Consider the following 22,704-nt stretch of genomic DNA (forward strand, 5'->3'; position numbering starts at 1 on the left):
CATGACAACCGACAGCAGTACCGCAGAAGTCAGCAAGGAACCCAGTCGCGCGGAGGACCGGCAAGGTATCGACGAGATCCACATCCTCTGGATCTCCGAGGGCATGAGCTGCGACGGCGACACCGTCTCCCTCACCGCCGCCGGCCAGCCCTCCATCGAGGACCTGGTGCTCGGTCTGATCCCGGGCCTGCCCAAGGTGAACCTCGTCAACAAGGTGCTCTCACCGAGCCTGGGCGGGGAGGACTTCCTCGCTCCCTACCGGGCGGCGGTGCGCGGCGACCTGGCCACCCCGTTCATCCTCGTCATCGAAGGCTCGATTCCCAACCAGAACATCATCGAGGGCGACGGCTACTGGACGTCCTTCGGGAACGACCCGGAGACCGGTGAGCCGCAGACGCTGAACTGGTGGATCGACCAACTGGCCCCCAAGGCCTGGGCGGTCGTGGCCGCCGGCACCTGCGCCACCTTCGGCGGCATCCACGCCATGGCCGGCAACCCGACCGGCTGCATGGGCCTCGCCGACTACCTGGGCTGGGACTACACCTCCCAGGGCGGGCTGCCGGTCGTCAACGTGCCCGGCTGCCCGATCCAGCCCGAGAACTTCATGGAGACCCTGATCTGGGTCCTCTACCACGCGGCCGGCTCCGCACCCCCGCCACCGCTGGATCACATGCTGCGCCCGCAGTGGCTGTTCGGGAAGACGGTGCACGAGGGCTGCGACCGCGGCTCGTACTACGAGCAGGCCAGCTTCGCCAAGGACTACAACTCACCCAAATGCCTCGTCAAAACGGGTTGTTGGGGGCCTGTCGTCAACTGCAACGTGCCCAAGCGCGGTTGGATGGCCGGCATCGGAGGCTGCCCGAACGTCGGTGGAATCTGCATCGGGTGCACGATGCCCGGCTTCCCCGACGCGTTCATGCCGTTCATGGACGAGCCTCCCGGCGGCACGCTGTCCTCGCTGGCCATCAAGCCGTACGGCGCGGTGGTCCGCCGGCTGCGGGGCCTGACGAACGAACTGGTCAACCACGAGCCCAAGTGGCGCCACAACAAGCGGAAACTCACCAGCGGCTACGACCCGCGCTGGCGGCCCTGATGCCACGCGCCGCACGAGCCACCCACACCCACCCACGGAACACCGACAGCGAGGGGCAGTACCGCAGATGACCGCAACCGAGGCCCGGCCCACGGAGCGCAAGCCGCCGGAGCTGGTGGACATGTCCTGGGATCCGATCACCCGGATCATCGGAAACCTGGGCATCTACACGAAGATCGACTTCGCCAACCGGGAAGTCGTGGAATGCCACAGCACCTCGTCGCTGTTCCGCGGCTACTCGGTGTTCATGAAGGGCAAGGACCCGCGTGACGCGGGCTTCATCACATCCCGGATCTGCGGTATCTGCGGCGACAACCACACCACCTGCTCCGACTACGCCCAGCAGATGGCCTACGGCGTCAAGCCGCCCCCGCTCGCCGACTACATCGTCAACCTCGGCGAAGCGGCCGAGTACATGTTCGACCACACGATCTTCCAGGACAACCTGGTGTTCGTGGACTTCTGCGAGGCGATGGTCAAGGCCACCAACCCCGGTGTGCTGGCCCGCGCCGAACGCACCGAAGCGCCCCACGGGGACATTCACGGCTACCGGACGATCGCCGACATCATGCGGGCGTTCAACCCCTTCGAGGGTGAGGTCTACAAGGAGGCCCTGAAGGTCAGCCGGGTCACCCGCGAGATGTTCTGCCTGATGGAGGGGCGGCACGTCCACCCGTCCACCCTGTACCCCGGTGGCGTCGGCACGATGCCGCAGCCGACCACCTTCACCGACTACCTCAGCCGGCTCATGCGGGTCATCGACTTCGTCAAGAAGGCCGTCGCCATGAACGACGACGTCTTCGACTTCTTCTACGAGGCGCTGCCCGGCTACGAGGAGGTCGGCCGCCGCCGCATCCTGCTGGGCTGCTGGGGCGCTTTCCAGGACCCCATGACCGTCGACTACCGGTACGAGACGATGAACACCTGGGGCAAGCAGATGTACGTCACCCCGGGCATCGTCGTCGACGGTGAGCTGGTCACCAACAACCTCGTCGACATCAACCTCGGCCTGCGGATCCTGCTCGGCAGCTCGTACTACGAGGACTGGGTCAACGAACAGCCCTTCGTCACCCACGACCCGCTCGGCAACCCCGTCGACATGCGCCACCCATGGAACCAGACGACCGTCCCGGTGCCGCAGAAGCGCGACTTCGACGAGAAGTACAGCTGGGTGATGAGTCCGCGCTGGTACGACAAGCGGACGGACCAGCATCTCGCTCTCGACACCGGCGGCGGCCCGCTCGCCCGGCTCTGGTCGACCGCCCTGAACGGCCTGGTCGACACCCCGTACGTCAAGGCCACCGGTCACAGCGTGCGCATCTCGCTGCCCAAGGGCGAGTCGCTGCCGGAGACGACCCTGGAGTGGCGCATCCCGCAGTGGAGCAACACCATCGAACGCGACCGCGCCCGGCCGTACTTCATCGCCTACGCGGCAGCCATGGCCCTGCAGTTCCTGGAAGAGGCCATGGGGCTGGTCCGGGCCGGCGAGACCAAGGTGTTCCAGAACTACGAGGTGCCCGACGAGGCGATCGGCTGCGGCTTCCACGAGGCCGTACGCGGCGTCCTCTCCCACCACCTGGTGATCAAGGACAAGAAGATCGCCAACTACCACCCGTATCCGCCCACCCCCTGGAACGCCAGCCCCCGCGACATGTACGGCACCCCCGGCCCGTACGAGGACGCCGTCCAGGGCCAGCCCATCTTCGAGGAGAACGGGCCCGACGACTTCAAGGGCGTCGACATCATGCGCACGGTCCGCAGCTTCGACCCCTGCCTGCCGTGCGGCGTGCACATGTACGTCGGCAAGGGCAAGACGCTGACCACGCTGCACTCGCCGACGTACGGGGCGAACCATGGCTGAGGCGGGCGACGTGCGGCTGGCGGACCCGGACGTGGAGGCCCGGCTGGCCCGGCTCGACGACCTGCTGGAAGGGCTCCAGTCCACGCCCGGCCCCACCACGCGCTCCGCCACCGAGGCGGTCGTGCTCCTGACCGAGGTCTACGGCGAGGCGCTGGCCCGGATCCTGGACCGGGCGGACGGCCAACTGGCCGAAAGCCTGGCCGACGACGAGCTGCTGGGGCACCTGCTGGTGCTGCACGACATCCACCCCGAGCCGCCCGAGCGCCGGGCGGCCCGCGCGGTCGAACGGCTGCGGCCCGCCGTACGCGAACTCGGCGGCGACGTCGAGTGGGCCGGGGCGGAGGGGAACGTGGGCCGGGTGCGTCTGAAGGCGGGCGGCGGGTGCGGTTCCGGCTGCGGCGGCGGGACGGCCGAGGTCTCCGACGCGGTCCAGGAGGCGGTGCTGGCCGCCGCTCCCGAACTCACGGCGGTGGAATCGCTGCCTGACCCCTCCGGCCGGCAGGCGGCTTTGGCGTTCGTACCGCTGGCCACGCTGACGCACCGAGGCGCCCGGTGATCGAGGACGGAGCGCTGGCCCGCCTCGTCCGGGCCTCGGCCGACCGCACGGCGGCGGCCGAGTCGGAGTCGTGCGACCTGTGCGCCGCGCCGGTGCCCGACGAACACGCCCACCTGTACGACACCGGACAGCAGGAGGTGCGCTGCGTCTGCCGTCCCTGCTCGGTGCTGTTCGCACGGGGCGGGGCGGGCGACGGCCACTACCGGCTCGTACCCCGGCGCCGGGTCCGGCTTCCCCGGGTCGACACGGACGTTCTGGGCGTACCTGTCGGCCTGGTCTTCTTCGTGCCCCGGGCGGACGGCACGGTCACCGCCGAGGGCCCGAGTCCGGCCGGGGCCATGCGGTGGGAGGTGGACGCGGCGGCTTGGCAGCGGCTGGCCGCGGCGTGTCCGCAGCTCGCCGGTGTGGAACCCGAGGTGGAGGCACTGCTGGTGAACACCGTCCACGGCCTCGACCACCACTGGATCGTGCCGATCGACGACTGCTACCGGATGGTCGCGGTCGTACGCCGGGAGTGGCGGGGCCTGTCCGGAGGCGGCCGGATCTGGCCGGCCCTCGAGCGGTTCTTCGAGGACCTCACCGAACGGTCATGAGCACGTACTCCGCAGGTCGGAGGAAGAGGAAGGAGATCATCCCATGGGCAGCATCAGAGTGGGCAGGCCCCAGACGAAGCCCGACACGCCGGGGCACATCGCCGGCATGCACCAGGGCAACAGGGGGCGCTACGAGGACCAGACCGGTCACCACGAGGACGGCACCGCCGACGCGCGGCGCTCCACCGGGATCCGCTGGAAGCGGCATGACGCCCTCGCGGACACGATGCCGAACATCTCGCCGGGATGAGCGGGACGAGGAACAGCAGGGAGTCGCCGAAGATGAATGTCCGACGAGCACGAAGGCCGGCTGCCGTGGGCAGGGGAGCCGGGACGACAGGGCGGCGGGTGCTGAAAGCCGAGGCCGTCGTGGCGGGTGGTCTCCTGCTGGCGCTGCTGGTGTGGGAGTTCCCCAGCCTGAGGCGGGAGGCGCGGATCTGGCGGATGGCCGGCGGTTTCCGGGCCGGCCACCGGTACCCGTGAGCCGGCCGTGCACGAACTGTCGATCGCGACCGCGATCATCGAGCGGGCAGGCGAGCTGGCCCGGACGAACGGGACGGACACCGTCGCGGCGGTGACCGTCCGGGTCGGTGAGCTGGCGGGCGTGGTCCCCGACGCCCTCGATTTCGCCTTCGAGGTGGCCCGTGACGGCACCGCCCTCGCCGACGCGAGGCTGGTGGTCGAGCAGGTCCCCGCCCGGGCATGGTGCGGCCCGTGCGCCGAGGAGTTCCCGGTGGGCATGCCGCCGTTCTTCTGGTGCCCGCGCTGCGACCAGCCCTCCACCGAGCTGCGCAGCGGCCGGGAACTCCAGATCACGGGGATCGATCCGTCACCGGTCCCCACCTAGCGCGAGTGGGTCCCGCCGACCCGTCGGCGGGACCCACTCGCGTCCGCGCGCCCGGCTCAGCAGATGCGCGGCAGCTGCTCGCCCAGCGGCAGGTCCACCACCCGCGTACCGCCGAGGCCGGTCGAGACCACCACCATGCCGGGGTGCTCGGCGACGCACTCGCCGATCAGGGCGGCCCCGCCGCCCTGCGGGTGGCCGTGCATCGCTGCGAGGACCTCCTCCGCCGCTGCCTGGGGCACGAAGGCGACCAGCCGCCCCTCGTTGGCGACATAGAGAGGATCGAGCCCCAGGAAGCCGCACGCGTTCGCCACCGCGTCCGGCACCGGGATGGCCCGCTCCCGCAGCCGCACACCTGTTCCGGAAGCGCGGGCGATCTCGTTCAGGGACGCGGCGAGCCCGCCCCTGGTGGGGTCGCGCAGCACATGGATGTCCGGGGTCACGGCGAGCACGGCCGCCACCAGGTCCGCGAGCGGCGCCGTGTCACTGGCGACCTCGACGCCGAACTCGAGCCCTTCGCGGACACTCATGACCGCCACCCCGTGGAGGCCGATCGGACCGCTGACGATGACGGCGTCACCGGGCCGCGCCCGCTGGGGCCGGATGTCCAGCCCGTCGGGGACGAGCCCCACACCGGCGGTGGTGACGTACACACCGTCGCCGTGCCCGGACTCCACCACCTTGGTGTCACCCGTGGCGATGGTCACCCGGGCGGCCTCGGCCGCCGCCCCCATGGCACGCGCGATCCGGTCGACGACCGTCAGTTCCACGCCCTCTTCCAGGACGAAGGCGGCGGAGAGGTACGCCGGCGTGGCGCCGCTCATCGCCAGGTCGTTGACGGTGCCGTTGACCGCGAGGTCGCCCAGGCTGCCGCCGGGGAAGAACAGCGGCCTGACCACGTAGGAGTCGGTGGAGAAGGCCAGCCGCGCGCCGCCCAGTTCGAGGACGGCGGAGTCGGCGAGCCCGGTGAGGAGGGCGTTGCCGTAGGCGGGGACGAAGACCTGCTCCATCAGCTCCGCCGACAGCGCCCCTCCGCCGCCGTGCCCCATCACCACGACCGGCTGGTCGCGCAGGGGGGCGGGACAGGTCCAGTTCGCCGGGTCGACCGTGTCGGCGAGTTGTTCAGGCAACGGGATTCATCTCCTCCCGCTCGGCCCTCTCGGCCTGCGGTGTCGGGGCGTTCATCCGGCGGTACAGGTAGTAGGCCGCGCAGGCGCCCTCGCTGGAGACCATGGTGGCGCCGAGCGGAGTGCGCGGAGTGCAGGTGGTGCCGAACGCGGCGCACTCGGTGGGTTTGATCAAGCCCTGGAGCACGTCGCCGCTGCGGCACTCGGCCGGCTCCTCGGTACGGATTCCGGCGACGTCGAAGCGGTGCTCGGCGTCGTACGCGCGGAAGGCGTCGGTCAGCCGCCAGCCACTGGCGGGGATGGGGCCGATGCCGCGCCAGTTCCGGTCGGTGACCTCGAACACCTCCTCGATCATACGGAGGGCGGCCGGGTTGCCGTCCTCGCGCACGGCGCGCGCGTACGCGTTCTCCACCCGGTGCTCGCCGCGCTCCAGCTGACGGACGGCGAGGCGGATGCCGTCGAGGACGTCCAGGGGTTCGAAGCCGGTCACCACCACCGGTACGCGGAACCGCTCGGCGAGCAGCGGGTACTCGGCCGTGCCCATCACGCTGCACACGTGCCCGGCGGCCAGGAAGCCCTGCACCCGGCAGGCGGGGGCCGTCATGATGGCCTCGATGGCGGGAGGCACCCGCACGTGCGACACCAGGAGGCTGAAGTTGGTCAGGCCGAGGCGGCGTGCCTGGTGCACGGCCATCGCGTTGGCGGGGGCCGTGGTCTCGAAACCGATGGCGAAGAAGACCACCTCCCGGTCCGGGTGGCGGCGCGCCAGTTCCAGGGCGTCGAGCGGCGAGTAGACCACGCGTACGTCGCCGCCCTCGCCCTTGACCCGGAACAGGTCGCGGTCACTGCCCGGCACCCGGAGCATGTCCCCGAACGAGCAGAAGATCACGCCGGGACGCGAGGCGATCTCCAGTGCCCTGTCGATGACCTCCAGCGGTGTGACGCACACGGGGCAGCCGGGGCCGTGAATCAACTCCACCTGCTCAGGGAGGAGTTGGTCGATGCCGTGCCGGATGATCGAGTGGGTCTGCCCTCCGCACACCTCCATCAGGGCCCACGGCCGGGTGGCGGTGGCACGGATCTCGTCCAGCAGGCGCCGGGCCAGACCGGGGTCGTTGAACTCGTCGAGGTACCTCACTGGGCTCCCGCCTCCTTCGCCGCCTGCTCCCAGGCGTCGCCGAACTCCTCCTCCAGCAGCCCCAGCTCCTCGAAGAGCCGCAGGGAGGCCAGAGCCGATTCCTCGTCCAGGCGCTGGAGCGCGAATCCGACGTGCACGATGACGTACTCACCCACTCGCACGTCGCGCACGTACTCCAGACACGCCTGTTTCTGCACACCGCCGAAGTCGACCAGCCCGGTGAGCGGATCGGTGCTGTCGTCGATGGCCACGACCTTGCCGGGCACTGCCAGACACATGGTCACTCCTCCTGTTGTTCGTGCGCCGCGACCACCAGCTGGCCCAGGGCCAGACCGCCGTCGTTCGGGGGGACTTCGCCGTGGCGCAGGACCGCGAAGCCCATGTCGGTCAGCAGGGCCGTGCACTCGTCCTCCAGCAGCGCGTTGGCGAAGACGCCGCCGCTGAGGGTGACGGTGGACAGTCCGGTGGCCCGGCGCGCGCGCCGGCACAGCTCCGCGACGGCCCGCGCCACACCTCGGTGGAAGCGCGCGGCGAGCACGGGGACTTCGGTGCCCCGCCGCAGATCGGCGACCAGCCCCCTGAGGACCGGTGCCGGGTCGAATCCGCCCGCCGTGATGCCGAAGGCGTACGCCGAGGAGTCCGCGTGCCAGGCCGAGCCGGCCGCGGCCTCCAGTTCGACAGCGGCCTGGGCCTCGTATCCCGCGCGGTGGCACAGGCCCACGAGGGACGACACCGCGTCGAAGAGCCGGCCCATGCCGGAGGTCGGCACGCAGGCGACGCCCCGGGACAACTGCCGCTCCAGGAGCATCAGTTCGTCACCCGAGCAGGCGGCGACGCACGGCAGATCCGCGTCCCATCCCACACCGGCGGCCCACAGCCGGGCCAGCGCCAGACGGCACGGGTTGGCCACACCCGCGTCTCCGCCGGGGAGCGGGGCCGGGGTCAGATGAGCGAAGCGTAGGTAGCCCGCGTAGTCGGCGAGCAGGATCTCGCCGCCCCACACGGTGCCGTCGTCCCCGTACCCGGTGCCGTCGAACGCGACGCCGATCACGGGCACGGTGCCGTCGAGGCCGTGCTCGGCCATGGCCGAGGCGATGTGCGCGTGATGATGCTGGACGCGCACGGGTGTGCGCCGGGGCAGGCGTGCGGCTCGCCGGCGGGCCCACTGGACCGAGTGGTATCCCGGGTGCCGGTCGGCGGCGACGAGTTCGGGGCTGACGCCGGTCAGACGCCGCAGGTGCGACTCCGCCCGCCGGGCTGCCTCCAGTGTGGTCAGGTCACCCATGTCACCGATGTGCGGACCGAACCAGGCCTGGTCGTGCTCGCCGACGCACAGCGCGTTCTTCAGGTCGCCGCCCACGGCCACCGTGGGCGGCACCGTCACCGGCAGGCGCAGCGGACGGGGCACGTACCCCCGGGACCGGCGCAGCACCTGCTCGGTACCGTCACGGCGCACGCGCAGCAGGGAGTCGTCGCACGGGGAGGCGATGGGCCGGTCGTGGGCGAGCCAGGCGTCGGCCAGTCCGGACAGCCGGGTCAGTGCCTCGTCGTCGTCCGTGACGATCGGTTCCCCCGAGCGGTTGCCGCTCGTCATGACCAGCACGCGCGGACCTGGGGGATCGCCGGGCAGACCGAACAGCAGGGTGTGCACGGGCGTGTAGGGCAGCATGACCCCGAGGTACGGGCTGCCGGGGCTGACCCCGGGCGCGAGAACCTCCTGCCGCACGCGTCGGCGCAGCAGGACGATGGGACGCCGGGGGCTGACGAGGGCGGCCCGCTCGGCCGCGGAGAGCGTGGCGATCCGCCGCACGGCGTCGAGATCGGCGCACATCACCGCGAACGGTTTGCCGCCGCGCCCCTTGCGGGTGCGCAGCGTGTCGACGGCCCGGACGTCGGTGGCGTCGCACGCCAGGTGGTAGCCGCCCAGGCCCTTGACGGCGACGATCCGCCCGGCGGCCAGCAGAGCCCGTGCCGACGCCAGGGCGTCCGTGCCCCGCGCGGGCCGGATCGCGCTGCCGGGACCGCCCACCAGGTACAGCCGGGGACCGCAGTCGGGGCAGGCCACGGGCTGGGCGTGGAAGCGGCGGTCGCCGACGTCGGCGTACTCCCGGGCACAGGCGGGGCACATCGGGAAGCCGGTCATCGTCGTGACCGCCCGGTCGTACGGCATGCCCGTGGCGATGGTGAAACGGGGCCCGCAGTGGGTGCAGGTGACGAACGGGTGCCGGTGGCGGCGGTCGGCCGGGTCGGTCAGCTCCCGCAGGCAGTCGGTGCAGGTCGCCGTGTCGGGCGGAAGCAGGGTGCGGCCCGCGGACCGCTCGGTGGAACGAATCCGGAAGGTGTCGTCGGCGCCGGTGGCGGGCAGGTCCTCGATCCCGACGCCGGTGACGGCGGCCAGCGGCGGCGGTTCGGCGCACAGCCGCTCGCAGAAGCGAGCGACACCGTCAGGCGGTCCCTCCACCTCGATGAGCACACCGCTCGCCGTGTTGCTCACGAACCCCGCCAGTACCAGGTCGGTGGCCAGACGGTGCACGTACGGGCGGAATCCGACGCCCTGCACCGTGCCGCGCACGGTGACGCGGCGGCGCACCGCCCGCGTGGTGGGCGCCGTCACGGGACGCGGTGGCCGGCCAGGAGGCCGGCTGAACCCTCGGCGTCCTCTCCCGCGGGCTCGTGGCGGTGGCCGTGCGGATGGGGCGCCAGGGGAGGCCGGTGGACGGGCCCTCCGTCGCGCGCGGCGAGCACCCGCTCCAGGAGGGTGTCGACGCCCTCGCCGTCGCGGGCACAGGACCGCACCACCTCCACCCCGGGGTTGACCCGCTGCACATGGGCGTCGAATGCTGTCGCGTCGAAAGCGGCGGGCCCGGCCAGATCGGTCTTGGTGAGCACCACCAGATGGGCGGAGCCGAAGGCGGTGGGGTACTTCAGCGGTTTGTCCTCCCCCTCCGTCACCGCCATGCACACGATCCGCAGAGTTTCGCCGAGGTCGTAGGCCGCGGGGCAGACGAGGTTGCCGACGTTCTCGACGAACAGCAGCGCGGTGGGGTCCGGCAGCCAGCCCTCGACATGGGTGCGGAGCCGGCGGGCCTCCAGATGGCACAGCCCGTCGGTCAGCAGCTGTTTGACCGGTGCCCCCGACCGGGCGAGCCTCAGGGCGTCGTTCTCGGTGGCCAGGTCGGCGGTGAGGGCTGCCACCGGGACGCGCCGCTCCACCGCCCGTGCCAGCACCCGTGCCAGCAGTTCCGTCTTGCCGCTGCCCGGGCTGGAGAGAAGGTTGACCACCATCACTCCGCGCCCGGCCAGTTCCGCACGCAGGCTCGCGGCCAGGCCGTCGTTCTTCGCCAGGACGGCCTGAGAGACCTCGTCCATGGACTCGCACATAGGCGCTGCTCCTCGTGGTCGGTAGGGGGAGGGACCGGGGCGCCGGTCCGCTACCGATCCTCGGCACCGTCGCCGACGGGAAGTGGGAGCCCGGCCGGGGGCAGGCCTGCGGATTCGTCCGGGCGGCTCAACGGGGGCGTGGCCGCGGGGTCGGCGAGCAGCACGGGCACCATGGTGTGCAGAGCCGCCACGGCCCGCTCGACCGCGTCGCGCACCGGTGCGCTGAGGCCCGGAAGGATGTCCTCGTCGCCGCGGGGCCGCACCTCGGGTTCGCAGGCGAGTACGAGGACGCGCGGGAGCGGCTCGTCGCCGAGGTGAGAGGCCAGGGCCAGTACCCTCGCCGGGTCCATGCCGTGCGCTTCGGGTGGCGCGAGGCCGGTGGCGGGGCCGGGGGCGTCCGGCTCGATCAGCGACAGGGTGCCCGGCCGGTGGCCTCGCGCGGCCGCGTCGACCAGGACGGCCGTGTCGTAGCCGTCGAGCAGTTCGTACGCCAGATCCATACCGCGGATGCCGAAGTCCCGTACGCGCACCGCGGGGGGCAGCGGTCGCCGGTCCAGGGCGCGGATCACCTCAGGGCCGAAGGCGTCGTCGGCGAGGAAGATGTTGCCGACGCCCGCCACCAGCAGACGCGTACCGGCCCGTGTCACCGGACGCCCCCGGTGACCTGCCCGACGGCCGTCGACAGAGGCCGTGCGGAGCCGTGCGGCAACTTCCGGACGAAGGCCGACCGCAGGGCGTGGTACGGGGCGTGCGGATCGAAGAAGACGCCGTGCATGCGGGCGAGTTCGGCCCGCCGGTACTCGGCGAGCGGTCGCCGCCGCTCGTCGGCCCGACGCGCCGCGGCCTTCATGGCGATCCGCCGTCCGAGGCCGGGGGCGGCGGCGAGTTCGGCTGCCATGCGCCCGACCTCGGCGGGGAATTCCCGCGCCGGGGCCGGCACCAGACGGTCCGCCAGTCCGATGCGCGCGGCGCTCGCTGCGCTCACCGGCACCGCGTCGGTCGTCAGCCGCTGCGCCGTCTCGGTTCCCACGCGGCGCGGCAGCGAGTACGTCCAGTACTCCGAGCCGTACAGGCCCATGCGCCGGTAGTGCGGGTTGAGGACGACGCCGTCGCGGCACCAGACCTCGTCGGCGGCCAGGGCCAGCATGACGCCGCCGGCCGCGGCGTTGCCGCCGAGCGCCGCGACCACCAGGCGGTCGGTGGTGCGCAGCACCGCCTCGACCAGGTCGTTCATGGCGTTGAGGTTGGCCCAGGACTCGCCCGCGGGGTCGGCCGACGCCTCGATGACGTTCAAGTGGATGCCGTTGGAGAAGAAGTCGCGGGAGCCGCCCAGTACCAGCACCGGGGCGGACTGGGTGAGCGCGTACCGGTAGGCGGCGAGCAGCCGCCGGCAGTGGCTGGTGCTCATCGCCCCGCCGGGGAACGAAAAGGCCAGATATCCGATGTCGCCGCGCCGGCGGTACCGGATGTCGGTCCAGGTCGTGCGTTCCGGGGGCAGTTCGAGAGGGGCGGTGACCTCCGGCAGCCGGGGAGGTCGCTCGCCGGACCGCGGGGGGCGGCCTCTCTCCGAGCCCGTCGTGGTGCCGGGTGGAGCCGGGAAGGAGGCGAGCACGGAGGCCGCCGGGCGGCGGAACGGCGCCGGGTCGCCGGAGTTCTTGCGGGGGCGTAGTTCCAGGATCCACACCGCGCCGTCCCGAGTGGCCCGGCAGACCGCACCGGCCCGCGTCGCGAGCAGATCCCCGGGGCGTCCGCGGAGTTGGTCCTCGGGCGCACCGCCGTGCAGGAACACCTCCCGGCCGAGGAGTTCGTCCAGGACCCCCGGCTGCGAGTCCGCCGCGCGCAGAGAACGCAGTACCGTCTCGGTGCTGTCGTTCTCCCAGTCGATCCTGCGCCGCTCCTGGCGGAAGAAGTCCCGCCACACCACGCGGATCGTGGGATCGCGCTGCGGGGTCGGCTTGAACGATCCGCCGGCGTACCGCTGCACGGCCAGCAGCACGGCGGCGACGGCGGCGTCGGAGACCTCGTTGCGGTACAGGTCGCTCTTGCCGACCGGAGGCACCGTGAAGGACTCGGCAGCCCACACGTCGCCCGCGTCCATCGCCGCCCCGGCCTGGAGGACCGTCACGCCCCAGCGGGGTGCGTCCTCGGAGATCGCCCAGTCCAAGGCGGACGGGCCCCGGTCGCCGGGTGGTCCCGGGTGCACGATGAGACAGGTGTGCTCGCGCCATACGTCGTCCGGCAGCGCGGTTTTCAGCATCGGAGCGATGATCAGTTCTGGGCGGGACTCGCTCACTGCGGCCCGGACGGCCTCGGCGCCGTGCGAGGCGAGAACGACGTCCACCCGGTGCCCTCGGTCGGACAGTTCCGCGAACACACGCTGGGACAGACTGTTGAACGCGGAGGCGACGAGCAAGATGTCCATATCGCGGTATGTTCGCCGGTTCGGGGGAAGTGGGGAAGAACCACGGCGGCGTTTCGCGCGCCTCCGTCAGGTCGCTTCCTCCGTCCGGATCGCATTCCGCGGGTCTGACCCTCCGCAATCCCGAGTGGCCAGCTCGAGGTCGCGCCTCAGCTGCGCCGGCTCCTCGACGACATGCACGACATGCACGACGTGCCGGCGACGGTCCTGCACCGCCGTATGCGCATCCTGACGTGGAACCGTGCGGCTGCCGCGCTGCTGATGGACTTCGGCAGCCTGCCGTCGCACGAGCGCAACTACATTCGCCCGATCTTCCTCCACGAGGACTTCCGCAACCTGTCGTCGACTGGCCGGCGGCCGCACGCGAGTGCGTCGCCGTACTGCGTCTGGAGGCGGGGCAGCATCGCGACGTCGGTTATCTCGACGACCTGGTGAGCGAACTCGGCGCGCGCTCCACGGAGTTGCGTGAGTAGCGGGCCGACTACCGCGTCGCCGGCCCGCGACAGCTCGTCAAGACCCTCGATCACCCCATCGCCGGGAGACGCACCGTCGACGTCCGGCAACGGTTGGTCGACACCGGCCGCGACCAGTTCATGGCCACCCTGCCGGGACACGGCACCGAGTACCGCGCTGCCCTCCGCTTCCTCCTGCAGTGGTCCTCCACGGCCGACCGGCCGGAACCGGCCCGCACGGCGCGCGGGGGGCGGCCCGCGCAGCGAGTGACGGCTCGCTCTGCTTCGCCTTGTGTCCGGGCGCGGTCGGACGGTTCAGACGGTGGTGACGGTGGTGCCGGCGTTCTCGAGTGCGGTGATGTCGCCGGGGGGTGCGGTGGTGTCGGTGACAAGGGTGTCCAGGCGGGCCGCAGGGGTGACGTGGGCGAAGGCGGTGCGGCCGAGTTTGCTGCCGTCGGTGGCGACGAGGGTGCGGCGGGCGGAGGCGATGCCCGCTTTCTTGACGGCGGCGTCGTCGAGGTCGTAGGCGGTCAGGCCGTCGCCGGCGGTGAGGCCGCAGCAGCCGATGACGGCGGTGTCGAAGCGGAGGGCGGCGAGGGAGGCGAGGGTGAGGGGGCCGGTGAGGGCTCCTTCGGCGGCGCGAGGCCGGCCGCCGGGCACGATGAGGGTGGCGGGGCCGGGCGTGGCGCCGAACAGCTCGATGGCCTGGAGGGACAGGGGCATCACGGTGACGGGCCTCTCGCGCAGAAGGCGGGCGACCTCCAGGCAGGTGGTGCCGCTGTCGAGGACCACGCTCTCGCCGTCGGCGATGAGGGCGGAGACCTTGGCGGCGATCCGGCGCTTGGCGTCGACGGCCTCGTGGGCGCGCAGGGCGAACGGAGGCTCTTCGCCTCTGAGCAGCAGGCTGCGTGCTCCGCCCCGGACGCGTTCGAGGACGCCTTGGACGGCCAGGGTGTCGAGGTCGCGCCGGATGGTCATGTCCGACGCCCCGGTCAGCTCGGCGAGCTGCTGGACCGTGGCCTCGCCGGCGTCTCTGACGACCTTCGTGATCAGGGCGTGCCGGTCTGCGTTGCTCATGCCGGAATTGAACACCACCCGCAAACGAACACTCAAGCTGTTAGTTTGCGGGCCTTCCGAACACGTCATGTGTTCGTTACGGTGTGCGGCATGGAACGCTCGCTTCTCGGCGCCCGTATGGCGACGTACGTCTACTTCATCCTGTGCGGCACGTTGATGGGCGCCTGGGTGGTGCACATCCCGGCCGCCGAGGAGCGGGTGGGCATCAGTCACGCGACGCTGGGCGGCCTGCTCGTGCTGCTGGGGCTCGGCGCGTTCGCCGGGATGCAGGTGGCCGGTCCGCTGACCGACCGCCTCGGCGCGAGGGTGGTGGTCCCCGCCACCGCCGTCCTGTGCGGCGCCACGCTGGTGTTGCCGGGTCTCGCCCGGGATCCGTGGTCGCTGGCCGGCGCCCTGCTGGTGTTCGGCGCCTGCAACGGCGCGTTGGACGTGAGTATGAACGCCCACGCCGTGCATGTGGAGAAGGCGTACGGCCGGCCCGTCATGTCCGGCTTCCACGCCACGTTCTCCGTCGGCGGGGTCCTTGCCGCGCTGGTGGCGGCGGGGGCGACGAGCGCGGGGGCGGGCCCGGTCGCCACGATGGCCGCGATCGGAGGCGTGAGCATCGTGATCGCCCTGGTCTCGGTCCGCGCGCTGATGCCCGCGGCACCCGTCGCCCCGCCGGCCGGAGGGAGCGTCGGAGCCGGCGAGTTCGAGAAGACCGGCGACGCGAAGGAAGCATCATCACCCGCCCGCGCCGCGCGGCGCAGCATGACGGGGCGTGTGTGGTTGCTCGCCGTCCTGGCCCTGATGGTCATGCTGTGCGAGGGCGCGGCCAACGACTGGAGCGCCCTGCACCTGCGGGACGTCCTCGGCGCGTCCACCAGCACCGCCGCCTTCGCGTACGGCACGTTCGCGGCAGCCATGACCGTCGGCCGTCTGCTGGCCGACCGGCTTGTCGCCCGGTTCGGCTCGACGGCGGTCCTGCGTCACGGCGCGATCACGGCCGCCGTCGGTATCACGCTGGTGGCCCTCGGCCCGTGGATGTGGACCGCGTTCGCCGGTTGGGCGCTGTTCGGTCTGGGTCTGTCCGGTACGGTCCCGCAACTGTTCAGCGCGGCCGGGCACGCCGACCCGGCGGCAGCCGGCGCGAACGTCTCCCGCGTCGCCGGACTCGGCTACGTCGGCATGCTCGCCGGCCCCGCCGTCATCGGCTGGCTGACCCACGTCGTCGCCCTCAACCACACCTTCCTCCTGCTGACCCTGCTGTGCGTGACCACCGCCGTGGGCGCCGGGGTCCTGCGCACGACGTCCGACGCCGTGCCGCGGGACGAGCCGGCAGACATCGGCCACTGACCGCTTGTGCGGCACGGCCTGACCCCGTGCCGCACAAGCCCCTGCCACGGACGCGCCCTGTTCCGGACGGCGCAGAACGGTGTCCACCGTGCCGCCGCAGTCGGCCGTCATCACCGCCGCCGGGCCGCGCAGACCCATGAGAGCGACGACGACCTTGCTCTCCTACACCTCCCGGGCCGGCCGGTGCCCTGATCCGATCGGCGGGTCCGGGCGGAGTGAGGCTGTGGGCCGGTCCGAGTTCGGGCGTGTGGCCGCTCAAGCCCCGGAGCGGCAGGTTCGTGACGGTCGCCATGCCGTTGAGCAGTACCGTCTTGGCGCCCCGTACGGGGCGGTGATCACGGCGATGGCGGGACAGGCGTCTGCCCGCGATGCCGTGCGCGTCGCATGTCCACTCGTGTGCCCCGCATCGGTGTCCCCTCTTCGGCCAGCAGCCGGGGCGCCTGACCCTGGTGGCACGTCGCGGGCGTGCCGTCGGAGTGGACCACGCGCCACCAGGGCACGCCTTCGTCGAGCAGGCCCATCGCCCGCCCCACCTGCCGAGGGCTCGTGCCGATCCATTGCGCGATGTCGCCGTAGGAGGCGACGCAGCCTGACGGGATGGCCGCCACTGCCTCGCGGACCTCCGCGACGATGTCCGTACTCATCTCACGCGCCTCAGGGTGCGGGATAGGTGAGGCGGCCGTTGCGGACGACCGCGTTCTCGTTCAAGGATGCCGGTTTCGTCGATGTGACGGACATGATGTGCTCGACGTCCGTTCCGGCGACGATCAGCGCGTCGGTGATCAGTCTGCGATGGCAGCGCCACGGCACCGCCTCACTGCACATGATCACCGGCCGCCCGTGCGCAGCAAGGCCGAGCAGTTCGGCCAGCCCTTCCGCGAACTCGCTGCTCGTCATGTGATCGGCATAGTCGCGGAAAGCTTTCACCCGCCACGCCGTGTTGACGCTTTCGACGCCCTTGGGGGTGTGCCGCCTGCCGCCCAGTTCCCGGATCCACCGGTAGTGGATGGACGGGGGGAGGGCGTCGACGATCGCGTCCTGATTCCACTGCGGGTACTTACGCGATGCCGGAAAGGAACGGACATCCACCAGGTGGGTGATCTCGTGCTCCTGCAGCATCGACAGCACCTCGTCGAAGGCACGGGTCGAGTGCCCGATGGTGTACACGCGGTTCGCCATCACATCTCCGAGTCACGCTGCCACAACTCGCGTGGCCTTCCCGGCCGGCGAGGCATCGCCCATGTGGGCGGGCGCGCGAGCCGGCGGCATCGGCTGTTCTCCATTGTGCGTCCCCCTGCCCGGCGCAACGAGATCTGCCTCCTCGTACTCCAGTCAGAGATCGTTGCCCGAGCTGGTTCTTCTCCGGTAGTGACAGCGGCGGGCGACGGCCTGACGCCGTCTTCGCCGGCGGGACCAGTTCAGGGCCTGGGTGATGGGTCCGTCGCGGGGGTGCGGGGCGGGGCAGGAGGGCGTGTTTCACCCTGTCCGGCCGTGATCGCGACGCCCTGGTCGTTTCCCGCGCGCCATGGACACCCAGGCACCCGGCTCGCCCGGGTATTGCAAGAGAAATGCACTCCAACGGCCCTGTTGCTGTCGCTCTTGCTGAGCACGCCGCCACGGCCGCCGTTAGCGTTTTCGCCAGACGGAGCGCCCGTCAAGCACGAACTCGCACGAGACACGTCACCACCAGGGTGAGCGTCACGAGGATGTCTAGTGCCTCCGCCGCCGGGCTTCTCGTACGCACTCGCCCGCCCCGCCCCGGGAACCGCCGGATGCCCCTCCTGTCTCGACCAACCCCACACGCCACCGCCCGGCTGCGTCGACTTCGGACAAGGCCCGGCCGCACCGGACCGGCCCTGTGCCGTCCCATGAATACGGAGGCGACCATGAGCTTCGCCGGCCGACACTTCACCACCCTCGCCATCGCGGGTCTCGGCTGTTGTGCCGGGCTCACCCTCATCGGGCCCGCTTCGGCCGACGTGGTCCCTCCGCAGACAGCTCCCGCTGCGGCACCCCACTCTGACAACGACTCCTTGACGAAGAGCCGCGTCATCCATGTGGAAGCACGGCTGTCCGTCGGCGAGGAACTCGATCTGGGGGCGGCGGGCCGCAATGTGGGCGATCAGTTCGTCTTCGACGGAGATCTGGCGTCGACCGAGGGAGGCGAGGAACGCGTTGTCGGGAGCATCGGTGGGTTCTGCGTCATCACCGACCTCGAACGCAATGCGGGGCAGTGCGTGTCGACCGCGGTGCTGCCGGAGGGCCAGATCACCGTTCAGGGCGAGCAAGCCGGGATTCCGGTACCGGGTCCGGTGGTCAACGCGGTCACCGGAGGCACGGGGGCGTTCCGTCGGGCTCATGGCCAGGTGACACAGCGGGTGTTGACGCCGGCGACCTGGCAACTCACCTTCGAACTCCTCGACGTGAGCCCTCACCGGCCTGAGGACGGTCGCGGTCCGGACGAGGCGCCGACGCCCATGCGTCCGTCACTCCCCGGCAAGTAGCCGCGTCGAACGGCCCTCGTGGTCGACCGTGCCGCGCACCGGTTCGAAGACGGTACGCAGCACGTCGGGACACGCACCCATCACCACACGTGGAGACATCGTGATCAAAAGCCTCCGTACGCTCGCAGGCTGGGGTGTCGTCGTGGCGGCCACCGCCACGGCCGTCACGGCCACGATCGGCGCGACCGCCGGTGGCCCTGTCAACCCGCAGCCGACCGGCCCACAGGCACGCCCCACGGCCGGTCAGGGGCCAAAGACGCAAACCGAGCCCCGGTCGGCGGAGCATCGGCGGATCGCCTCATCGGTCCTCGGCAAGAACGTGAAGTACACACTCACCGCCCTGAGGTCGCGGACCGACCCGCTCGCGGCATCCGTACGCCTCCAGGTCTTCACCTTCGACAAAGGCGCCTGGAGGGAGACGGACCGTGCTCTGGTCGGCGAGGCGGACTCGTGGTTCTGGTTCCCGCTGACCGGCCGCCACGCGGTGTGCGCGTTCTCCACCTCCAGTACGCAACCCGCACCCGTCGCCGTCAGCATGCTGGTCACGCCGTCGGTGGGCTGCTCACCGACGGCGAACTTCCGCGTCGACGACGGCCGGATCGTCCCTGCCTGAACAACGACCTCGGCAGGCGGCCGCACGGACGCGCCGTCCTCCACCGAAGCGGGGCAGCACCTCCGCGTCTCGCACCACCTCACCGCGGGGCGCGGGGAGAGCAAGGGGTGCGGACACCCGCCCGCGCCTTCCGGGCGGCGGCGGTCACCGAAGCCGCCGCAGCCGGGAAGCGGACCTGCGAACCAAGTGCGAAGCGCAGGCTTGAGAAGGCCAAGTGGGCCGCCCGCTTCCTCGATGATCCACTCCGGAGGTGCGGGCCGGTTGCGGCGCGCCGGACGGGCTCCGGAGTAGGCGCACGCCGCCGGTCGCCGAGCAGGCCCCTTCGGCGTAGCGGCTTTCGTCAGTGCTGCCCGGGCCCAGTCTGTGGAGGCACCTGGGAAGGCCACGGGCTGGGTAAAGCAGCGGGGGCAGGAGGTGTTTGCCCTGACCCGAAGGGCGCCGCACCAAGGGGCGTTGGTGCGAACGAGGCCGGAACGGCTGACGGCGAAGCCCCGGCCGAGCGTCCCTTGCGGGCCCCCACTACGACGGAAACGCCCGCGATCTCCAGCGCGATCCCGGCCATACCAAGGAGGATCGGAGTGTGCAGGCCGTCCTCGGTGCCGCAGATCTGCACCGGCTCCTGTCCTGGACTCAGTTCCTGCGCGGCGAGAGCGGCAAGCAGCAGCGCGTTGCCGCGCGGGGCATCACCCCTGCGTACTCGGCGCCGCGTGGCAGCGCCGTCTGGGCCCAGTTCGTCCGAAACGTCTTCGCCGTCATCCCGAAGGGGTCGGCGGAGGTGGTCGCCGTGACGATCCGTACCATCTTCGCCCAGCCCCACGCCGGACTTTGTCCGCACCCAGCTCGACACCGTCGCCGACATGCTCGGCCGACAGTCCCCGGAGGTCAAAGTGACGCTGATGGGGGCGAAGGAGGACCTGACCGCCTTCGTGGGCTTTCCCCACCAGCACTGGAAGAAGATTCAGTCGACGAACCCGCTGGAGCGGCTTAACCGGGAGATAAGACGCCTAACTGACGTTGTTCAGGTCTTCCCGAACCCGCCCGGAGTCCTACGACTCGCGACCGCGGTCCTCGCCGAACTCCGCGACAAATGAATCGCCTTCCCCTGCCTCTACCTCTCGAACGAGAGCATGGACGCCCTCTATCCCGACGACACGATCGTCCTGTCGGCACGTCACACGGCTGATCGCCTACACCACGACAAGGGTCACGACCCGTATCACCGCCGCCTGCAGGAACATGACAGCCCTTGGATCGCGACCAGCTCGACTCGGTCCTCGGCGCCAGCTTCATCTGCTACCTCGGCGTCACCGTCGAAGGGACCCTGATGGGCGTACCGGCCATCTGCGGTTTTGATCGCGGTACCGTGGACGGACCGCCACGGCTCGGTCGCCAGCCGCAGCCTGCTCGTGTCACCCGCCGCCACGGTTACCCACGTCGACGGCCTCGTTCTCGCCCGCTCCGTCTTCGAACACGGCGTCAACTACTGCGGCGTCACGGTCTCCGGTACCGCCCGTCTGGTCACCAACCCCGTTGAGGAACTTGCTGGCCTGCGTTGCCTGACCGAGCAGGCCACGCCTGGCCAGTGCCAGCCACCCGGAACGACGACGCGGTCCACCGCTGGCGCGTTGTCGAGCAGAGGCAGCAGTCGTTGCTGCGTTTGTTTCGACCCTTGCTCATCTCGCAGTCGATGTGCGATCTTAGTCTCATTCCGTTCATGGAAACGTTTCCATGAGGACATGAGGAGGTGGGGCGGATGGCCACGATCAAGGACGTCGCGGCACGAGCTGGTGTCGCGCTCAGTACCGCATCCCGCGTGCTCAGCGGCAGCAGTCAGACTTCGGCCGACTCCCGTGCCCGTGTGCTCGCGGCCGCCGCCGAGCTGGGATACATCGCCAACGGGCCCGCCCGTTCGCTGAGGCGTGCCCGTACGGACGTGCTGGGGCTGCTCGTCTCGGACATCCGTAACCCGTTCTTCTCCGAACTGGCTCACGCGGCTGAGCAGGAGGCGCGCCGCCACGGATACACCGTGCTGCTGGCCAACGCGAACGAGGACGCCGAGCAGGCCGATGAATACCTTCGGACCTTCGCCGCTCAGCGCATCGACGGCCTGCTGTTCTCCCCGCAGAGCACCGTCTCGCCGCAGGTCGCCACCACACTCACGTCCGGATTGCCGGTTGTGTTCCTCAACCGCACGATCGAGGGCGTCGACGCTCCCCTGTACGGCACGGACAACGCTCAGGGCGTGCAGCAGGTGCTTGCCTGGCTGCAGCGCCGGGGCCACCGCGACGTCGCCTTCATCGGCGGCCCGGACTCGATCTCCACCGGCGCCGAACGCCGCGCCGCCTACCTCGCCGGGCGCCAGGCACACGGCATCAGCACCGACGACAGGCTGCTTGACGCCGGTGACTTCCTGGCCGGCGGAGCGGCCGAGGCCATGTCCCGCATCCTCGACCGTGGAGTCACGTTCACGGCCGTGTTCGGCGCGAACGGCCTGACAACCCTGGGAGCTGTGCGCGCCCTGCGTGAGCGACTCGGCGCAGAGCAGGCCGCCCGTATCGAAGTCGTCTCCTTCGACGACCTCGACTGGTTCGAGTTCGCCTCCCCGCCCATCAGCGCGGTCCGCAACGACGCGTCGTCGATCGGCCGACTCGGTGTCCGCGGGCTCGTCGACCTCATCGCCGGCCGCGCCGCACACGGACAACGTGTCCCCACGACCTTCGCCGACCGGTCCACGCAGGACATCCGATGAGCATCCACATCGCCCTCGACGTCGCCCTCACCGAGGACGCTGATTCCCTCAACCATCCGTATCGTCAAAGCGTAGCCCTCGCTGTCCACTCGGCCGGGGCCAGCGTCTTCACCGGCGCAGCCGCCCGGGTGGAAAGCACCCCTCGGGGCCAGGTGGCCGTGCACCGCGACCGGGCCCGGCCCCGAGCGTGCCATGCCCGGCAAGTCTGTCGCCTGCGCTTACGCGATCGTGCGGCGTGCGACCAACGGCCGCACCGTGCACTCACCGCCGCTGTCACACCAGGCCCAGCACCGCAATCTCCGTCCCCGATCCGGCGGAAGGACGGTGCTCCCTTCCTGAAAGGAACCACCGATGAAGGTCGCCCTCGGCGCGGACCACGCCGGATATCCGCTCAAAGATGCCGTCCGCCAGGCCATTGAGGCTCTCGGTCACGAGGTGATTGATTGCGGCACCCACAGCTGCGATCCTGTCGACTTCCCGGACATCACTCGGAGCACCTGCGAGGTGGTGCTCTCTGGCTCCGCCGACCGGGCGGTGCTCGTGTGCGGCACCGGTCAGGGTGCCGTCATGGCCGCCAACAAGCTGCCCGGCGTGCGCTGTGGCCTCGCCCACGAGCCCTACTCCGCCCACCAAGCGGTCGAGCACGACGACGCCAACACCATCGCCATCGGGGCCTGGCTGGTCCCGCACGCACTCGTGCCCGACATCGTCCGTGAGTTCCTCGGTGCCGTCTTCGACGACGACGAAGAGACCCGCCGCCGGGTCGCCAAGCTCAACGCGCTCGACGCCTTGACCCTGGCCCCCTGACAAGCTGCCCCGCACACCCCTTGAGCGGCTGAACTCTTCCTTTCGCTGACACCGAAGTGCCCGCCAGCAAACGACTGCGCCGGGCGCCTGTTCGTCATGCCCAGAAGCACCCAGTCAAAGGATCCGGCCCCCCTCGGCCCCGTCATCCTCACTGC

Annotated in this window: 22 protein-coding genes and 3 pseudogenes; 15 read left to right on the forward strand and 10 right to left on the reverse strand. The window is 71.0% G+C overall.

What is annotated here, in order from left to right:
- Position 1: 1 nt before the first annotated feature.
- The 7 genes from ACQY0Z_RS31065 to hypA all read left to right on the forward strand — a co-directional run bounded on the left by ACQY0Z_RS31065 (position 2) and on the right by hypA (position 4,950).
- Positions 2-1,093, forward strand: coding sequence for a hydrogenase expression protein HypE (locus ACQY0Z_RS31065; RefSeq protein ID WP_254585467.1), 1,092 nt, complete (start codon positions 2-4; stop codon positions 1,091-1,093).
- A 67-nt stretch (positions 1,094-1,160) separates the two neighbouring features.
- Complete coding sequence (locus ACQY0Z_RS31070; RefSeq protein WP_254585466.1) at positions 1,161-2,954, forward strand: nickel-dependent hydrogenase large subunit; 1,794 nt, start codon at positions 1,161-1,163, stop codon at positions 2,952-2,954.
- Positions 2,947-3,510, forward strand: coding sequence for a NifU family protein (locus ACQY0Z_RS31075; protein WP_381726464.1), 564 nt, complete (start codon positions 2,947-2,949; stop codon positions 3,508-3,510). Before ACQY0Z_RS31070 ends, ACQY0Z_RS31075 begins: the two co-directional genes overlap by 8 nt.
- Positions 3,507-4,103 (forward strand): DUF5947 family protein, encoded by a 597-nt coding sequence (locus ACQY0Z_RS31080; RefSeq protein ID WP_439813185.1) that lies wholly within the window; start codon positions 3,507-3,509, stop codon positions 4,101-4,103. Before ACQY0Z_RS31075 ends, ACQY0Z_RS31080 begins: the two co-directional genes overlap by 4 nt.
- A gap of 43 nt (positions 4,104-4,146) precedes the next feature.
- Positions 4,147-4,353, forward strand: coding sequence for a hypothetical protein (locus tag ACQY0Z_RS31085; RefSeq protein WP_439813186.1), 207 nt, complete (start codon positions 4,147-4,149; stop codon positions 4,351-4,353).
- A 98-nt stretch (positions 4,354-4,451) separates the two neighbouring features.
- Positions 4,452-4,586 carry a hypothetical protein gene (locus ACQY0Z_RS31090; protein ID WP_439813187.1) on the forward strand — a complete coding sequence of 45 codons (135 nt, stop codon included), beginning with the start codon at positions 4,452-4,454 and terminating at the stop codon, positions 4,584-4,586.
- A gap of 7 nt (positions 4,587-4,593) precedes the next feature.
- Positions 4,594-4,950 carry a hydrogenase maturation nickel metallochaperone HypA gene (gene hypA, locus ACQY0Z_RS31095; protein WP_439813188.1) on the forward strand — a complete coding sequence of 119 codons (357 nt, stop codon included), beginning with the start codon at positions 4,594-4,596 and terminating at the stop codon, positions 4,948-4,950.
- 56 nt (positions 4,951-5,006) lie between these two features.
- Here hypA and hypE read toward each other — a convergent pair whose 3' ends face one another.
- From hypE to ACQY0Z_RS31130, 7 genes are read right to left on the reverse strand one after another with little or no spacing between them, the layout of a single operon-like run.
- On the reverse strand, positions 5,007-6,077 hold the full coding sequence (hypE, locus tag ACQY0Z_RS31100; protein WP_439813189.1) for a hydrogenase expression/formation protein HypE: 1,071 nt from the start codon (positions 6,075-6,077) through the stop codon (positions 5,007-5,009).
- Positions 6,070-7,212 (reverse strand): hydrogenase formation protein HypD, encoded by a 1,143-nt coding sequence (gene hypD / locus ACQY0Z_RS31105; RefSeq protein WP_019523871.1) that lies wholly within the window; start codon positions 7,210-7,212, stop codon positions 6,070-6,072. Before hypD ends, hypE begins: the two co-directional genes overlap by 8 nt.
- On the reverse strand, positions 7,209-7,490 hold the full coding sequence (locus ACQY0Z_RS31110; RefSeq protein ID WP_026243684.1) for a HypC/HybG/HupF family hydrogenase formation chaperone: 282 nt from the start codon (positions 7,488-7,490) through the stop codon (positions 7,209-7,211). The genes hypD and ACQY0Z_RS31110 overlap by 4 nt, the downstream gene beginning before the upstream one ends.
- 2 nt (positions 7,491-7,492) lie before the next feature.
- Positions 7,493-9,826: a carbamoyltransferase HypF gene (gene hypF, locus ACQY0Z_RS31115; RefSeq protein WP_439813190.1), complete on the reverse strand. Its 2,334-nt coding sequence runs from the start codon at positions 9,824-9,826 to the stop codon at positions 7,493-7,495.
- Positions 9,823-10,593, reverse strand: coding sequence for a hydrogenase nickel incorporation protein HypB (gene hypB / locus ACQY0Z_RS31120; RefSeq protein ID WP_254585459.1), 771 nt, complete (start codon positions 10,591-10,593; stop codon positions 9,823-9,825). The genes hypF and hypB overlap by 4 nt, the downstream gene beginning before the upstream one ends.
- 50 nt (positions 10,594-10,643) lie before the next feature.
- Positions 10,644-11,240 carry a hydrogenase maturation protease gene (locus ACQY0Z_RS31125; RefSeq protein WP_381726833.1) on the reverse strand — a complete coding sequence of 199 codons (597 nt, stop codon included), beginning with the start codon at positions 11,238-11,240 and terminating at the stop codon, positions 10,644-10,646.
- Positions 11,237-13,015 carry an enoyl-CoA hydratase-related protein gene (locus ACQY0Z_RS31130; protein WP_254585457.1) on the reverse strand — a complete coding sequence of 593 codons (1,779 nt, stop codon included), beginning with the start codon at positions 13,013-13,015 and terminating at the stop codon, positions 11,237-11,239. The genes ACQY0Z_RS31125 and ACQY0Z_RS31130 overlap by 4 nt, the downstream gene beginning before the upstream one ends.
- 180 nt (positions 13,016-13,195) lie before the next feature.
- Between ACQY0Z_RS31130 and ACQY0Z_RS31135 the strand changes: the two are divergent.
- A pseudogene (locus ACQY0Z_RS31135) lies at positions 13,196-13,485 on the forward strand (MmyB family transcriptional regulator).
- Positions 13,486-13,779: 294 nt separating this feature from the next.
- Here the strand turns inward: ACQY0Z_RS31135 and ACQY0Z_RS31140 are convergent.
- The gene (locus ACQY0Z_RS31140) at positions 13,780-14,541 is read right to left on the reverse strand and encodes a DeoR/GlpR family DNA-binding transcription regulator (RefSeq protein WP_381731136.1); all 762 of its coding nucleotides are present in this window, start codon (positions 14,539-14,541) and stop codon (positions 13,780-13,782) included.
- A 117-nt stretch (positions 14,542-14,658) separates the two neighbouring features.
- Here ACQY0Z_RS31140 and ACQY0Z_RS31145 point away from each other — a divergent pair, with 117 nt between their 5' ends.
- Positions 14,659-15,876, forward strand: coding sequence for an MFS transporter (locus ACQY0Z_RS31145; RefSeq protein ID WP_439813394.1), 1,218 nt, complete (start codon positions 14,659-14,661; stop codon positions 15,874-15,876).
- A gap of 335 nt (positions 15,877-16,211) precedes the next feature.
- Here ACQY0Z_RS31145 and ACQY0Z_RS31150 read toward each other — a convergent pair whose 3' ends face one another.
- On the reverse strand, positions 16,212-16,520 hold the full coding sequence (locus tag ACQY0Z_RS31150; RefSeq protein ID WP_019523881.1) for an MGMT family protein: 309 nt from the start codon (positions 16,518-16,520) through the stop codon (positions 16,212-16,214).
- Positions 16,521-16,530: 10 nt separating this feature from the next.
- Positions 16,531-17,055 (reverse strand): DUF488 family protein, encoded by a 525-nt coding sequence (locus tag ACQY0Z_RS31155; RefSeq protein ID WP_019523882.1) that lies wholly within the window; start codon positions 17,053-17,055, stop codon positions 16,531-16,533.
- A 707-nt stretch (positions 17,056-17,762) separates the two neighbouring features.
- Here ACQY0Z_RS31155 and ACQY0Z_RS31160 point away from each other — a divergent pair.
- The 6 genes and pseudogenes from ACQY0Z_RS31160 to ACQY0Z_RS31185 all read left to right on the forward strand — a co-directional run bounded on the left by ACQY0Z_RS31160 (position 17,763) and on the right by ACQY0Z_RS31185 (position 22,549).
- Positions 17,763-18,380 carry a dirigent protein gene (locus ACQY0Z_RS31160; protein WP_254585455.1) on the forward strand — a complete coding sequence of 206 codons (618 nt, stop codon included), beginning with the start codon at positions 17,763-17,765 and terminating at the stop codon, positions 18,378-18,380.
- A gap of 319 nt (positions 18,381-18,699) precedes the next feature.
- Positions 18,700-18,993, forward strand: coding sequence for a hypothetical protein (locus ACQY0Z_RS31165; protein ID WP_439813191.1), 294 nt, complete (start codon positions 18,700-18,702; stop codon positions 18,991-18,993).
- Positions 18,994-19,689: 696 nt separating this feature from the next.
- A pseudogene (locus tag ACQY0Z_RS31170) lies at positions 19,690-20,162 on the forward strand (transposase); the annotation flags it as partial.
- 57 nt (positions 20,163-20,219) lie between these two features.
- Positions 20,220-20,576, forward strand: a pseudogene (locus ACQY0Z_RS31175) (pyridoxamine 5'-phosphate oxidase family protein); the annotation flags it as partial.
- Between the two features lie 170 nt (positions 20,577-20,746).
- Positions 20,747-21,742 (forward strand): LacI family DNA-binding transcriptional regulator, encoded by a 996-nt coding sequence (locus ACQY0Z_RS31180; protein WP_254585453.1) that lies wholly within the window; start codon positions 20,747-20,749, stop codon positions 21,740-21,742.
- Between the two features lie 351 nt (positions 21,743-22,093).
- The gene (locus ACQY0Z_RS31185) at positions 22,094-22,549 is read left to right on the forward strand and encodes an RpiB/LacA/LacB family sugar-phosphate isomerase (RefSeq protein ID WP_210634949.1); all 456 of its coding nucleotides are present in this window, start codon (positions 22,094-22,096) and stop codon (positions 22,547-22,549) included.
- Positions 22,550-22,704 lie beyond the last annotated feature (155 nt).

It is taken from the genome of Streptomyces sp. P9-2 (assembly GCF_051903975.1).
Classification (GTDB): Bacteria; Actinomycetota; Actinomycetes; order Streptomycetales; family Streptomycetaceae; genus Streptomyces; species Streptomyces cellulosae.

Bases quoted from the DNA above. Each gene is read 5' to 3' on its own strand.
- ACQY0Z_RS31065 (WP_254585467.1), top strand. From the start codon at position 2: ATGACAACCGACAGCAGTACCGCAGAAGTCAGCAAGGAACCCAGTCGC.
- ACQY0Z_RS31070 (WP_254585466.1), top strand. From the start codon at position 1,161: ATGACCGCAACCGAGGCCCGGCCCACGGAGCGCAAGCCGCCGGAGCTG.
- ACQY0Z_RS31075 (WP_381726464.1), top strand. From the start codon at position 2,947: ATGGCTGAGGCGGGCGACGTGCGGCTGGCGGACCCGGACGTGGAGGCC.
- ACQY0Z_RS31085 (WP_439813186.1), top strand. From the start codon at position 4,147: ATGGGCAGCATCAGAGTGGGCAGGCCCCAGACGAAGCCCGACACGCCG.
- ACQY0Z_RS31110 (WP_026243684.1), bottom strand. From the start codon at position 7,490: ATGTGTCTGGCAGTGCCCGGCAAGGTCGTGGCCATCGACGACAGCACC.
- hypB (WP_254585459.1), bottom strand. From the start codon at position 10,593: ATGTGCGAGTCCATGGACGAGGTCTCTCAGGCCGTCCTGGCGAAGAAC.
- ACQY0Z_RS31130 (WP_254585457.1), bottom strand. From the start codon at position 13,015: ATGGACATCTTGCTCGTCGCCTCCGCGTTCAACAGTCTGTCCCAGCGT.
- ACQY0Z_RS31140 (WP_381731136.1), bottom strand. From the start codon at position 14,541: ATGAGCAACGCAGACCGGCACGCCCTGATCACGAAGGTCGTCAGAGAC.
- ACQY0Z_RS31145 (WP_439813394.1), top strand. From the start codon at position 14,659: ATGGCGACGTACGTCTACTTCATCCTGTGCGGCACGTTGATGGGCGCC.
- ACQY0Z_RS31150 (WP_019523881.1), bottom strand. From the start codon at position 16,520: ATGAGTACGGACATCGTCGCGGAGGTCCGCGAGGCAGTGGCGGCCATC.
- ACQY0Z_RS31155 (WP_019523882.1), bottom strand. From the start codon at position 17,055: ATGGCGAACCGCGTGTACACCATCGGGCACTCGACCCGTGCCTTCGAC.
- ACQY0Z_RS31160 (WP_254585455.1), top strand. From the start codon at position 17,763: ATGAGCTTCGCCGGCCGACACTTCACCACCCTCGCCATCGCGGGTCTC.
- ACQY0Z_RS31180 (WP_254585453.1), top strand. From the start codon at position 20,747: ATGGCCACGATCAAGGACGTCGCGGCACGAGCTGGTGTCGCGCTCAGT.
- ACQY0Z_RS31185 (WP_210634949.1), top strand. From the start codon at position 22,094: ATGAAGGTCGCCCTCGGCGCGGACCACGCCGGATATCCGCTCAAAGAT.